The following is a 1,149-nucleotide window of genomic DNA, read 5'->3' as shown; positions in this document are numbered from 1 at the left end:
TCTATGGCTGGTTCAAGTGCAAGGTGACCGACGACGGTTCCGGCTGGCGGCTGGAAAAGATCAGCGGCTCGCAGCGCACCAAGGGCCGTTTCTTCGACGACGGCGAGAAACGCGCGATCTATCTCGGCTCCTTCTATGTCAACAGCGATCCGGCAAAGCCCTATGGCAGCGGGCCGCAAACCGACCAGGTCGGCTATGCCTTCCGCAACAGCGCCAAGGAATGGCGCATCGAATTCCCGGCGCCCTATTACGAATCGAAGCTCGATATCATCGAATTCAAGCGCTGACCGTGTGTCGAAGAGCTGATCACCAAGGATTAACCCGGACGCCCTAGCATCCCGCCCATTGTCGAGAACGGGTTGCTTGGAGGGGGCAATATCCATGGCAGCATCAGAATCCAATACGCGTCCGATCGTGATCGTCACCGGAGGCGGCCCGCATGTCTGGGCGATCGTTAATGCGATCGCCGACCGCGTCGGCCCTGTCAGCGTCGTCCTCGAAACGCCTGAATCCAAAAAGCAATTGCTGCTTGGCCGTGCTCGCCGCAAGGGCTGGATCTCCGCCATCGGTCAGCTCGGCACCATGGTGCTGAGCAGGCTTGGCAAGCGGCTCCTCGCCGGCCATGCCGCGCGGCTGATTGCCGAGGAGAAGCTCGATGTCGAGCCGCGGCCGGACCAGAAGATCATCCATGTTGCTTCCGCCAACGGGCCGGAGTGCCTTGAGGCGATCGAGAAGATCCAGCCTGGCGTTGTCCTGCTTAACGGCTGCAGGCTGTTGTCGAAGGGCATGCTGGCCAGGATGCCTTGCCCGGTGCTCAACTATCACGCCGGCATCACGCCGAAATACCGCGGCATGAATGGCGGCTACTGGGCGCTGACATCAGGCGATCCGCACAATTTCGGCACCACCGTTCATCTGGTCGATGCCGGCGTCGATACCGGCGCCGTGCTGAAACAGGTGCGCGGTCAGCCGAAACGCGGCGACACCATCTCCAGCTATGCACTGCGCCAGGCCGCGTTCTCGCGCGACATCTGCGTCGAGGCGGTCAGCGACGTGCTGGCGGGAAGAATCGCCACCGTCGACCCGGGCCTGCCGTCGCAACAATGGTATCACCCGACGATCTGGTTCTATCTCTGGACGGGCCTCAGA

General features: G+C 62.0%; 2 protein-coding genes. Both read left to right on the top strand.

Annotated features, from left to right (window positions below):
• The coding region (locus EN935_RS37035) for a DUF4893 domain-containing protein (RefSeq protein ID WP_127374294.1) at positions 1-287 on the top strand (287 nt) is incomplete at its 5' end.
• 94 nt (positions 288-381) lie between these two features.
• Positions 382-1,149 (top strand): formyl transferase (locus tag EN935_RS37030; protein WP_127374293.1); only part of this gene is annotated, 768 nt, incomplete at its 3' end.

It is taken from the genome of Mesorhizobium sp. M7D.F.Ca.US.004.03.1.1, from assembly GCF_003998635.1.
In the GTDB taxonomy this organism is placed as follows: Bacteria; Pseudomonadota; Alphaproteobacteria; order Rhizobiales; family Rhizobiaceae; genus Mesorhizobium; species Mesorhizobium loti.
The sequence above is the reverse complement of the archived record's forward strand: the minus strand, read 5'-3'. Positions and strand labels throughout refer to the sequence as shown.